The organism is Priestia flexa NBRC 15715, from assembly GCF_001591565.1.
Lineage (GTDB): Bacteria > Bacillota > Bacilli > Bacillales > Bacillaceae_H > Priestia > Priestia flexa.
Map to the genome: position 1 here is coordinate 1 of NZ_BCVD01000249.1, position 838 is coordinate 838.

The following is an 838-nucleotide window of genomic DNA, read 5'->3' on the forward strand; positions in this document are numbered from 1 at the left end:
GGGGTCAGTCCCAAGAACAGCAGCTTTTTTGTATAAGAAACCATACGGAAAGTTGATTACATAATGAAAAGTGAAAAGGTGATTAAAGCGGTTTATGATTGCATTTACTTGTTTAGTCGTGATCATCAGTGTTGTTCGTCCTTATTTTGAAAGTATTATGGTCAGACGAATAATATCTGAAGAGAAAAAAGTTCGATATTATAAAGAACAATCGTTTTTTTATGTTCTTATTTTACTTCTTTACGTAGTCATTATGCTGTACTATGCGCTACCAGTAGAGAAGTGGGGTCTTCAAACGGTATACTTGGATACCATACAGCAAAAGAACATGTTTCCAGCCTGGGTTGAGTACTTATTATTGCTTATCTTTTTAGGGTTTATTGTATTGTCAATTATGCTTCAATGGATGAAAGATCATGGAGAAACGGTATTTATGGAACAGGAGATGCCTACTTCAATTGAGGCAACGGTTCCAAAAACGAAACGAGAACGCAAGTGGTGGCTTACATACAGTGGAACTTCAAGCGTAGTAGAAACGCTGGTATATTTTCCAAGTCTTTATATCTATATTCATGATGTTCTACAAATTCAAAATAGCTGGGTATTAGCCGTTTTAATCGGTTTAGGTTATTTCATGTCACAGTTAGCGTTTCAAAAAGATCGTTTAAGCCTTCAGACATTAGTTGTTGGAGTTGGTTTGGGCGCTATGTATATCATGTCAGATTCGATTGCAATCATTGCATTTTACTACGCATTTAGCTTTTTAGTTTATGACATTTACCAACAAGACCGCAATATACCTATGAAAGCAGGATGAAGAAAAAGACTGGGACATAAG

The 838-nt window shown here is 35.8% G+C and carries 1 protein-coding gene; it reads left to right on the forward strand.

What is annotated here, in order from left to right; translation table 11 throughout:
* Nucleotides 1-157 precede the first annotated feature (157 nt).
* Nucleotides 158-817, forward strand: a complete 660-nt coding sequence (locus tag BFL01S_RS19715) for a hypothetical protein (protein WP_235859277.1) — start codon at nt 158-160, stop codon at nt 815-817.
* Nucleotides 818-838: the final 21 nt, after the last annotated feature.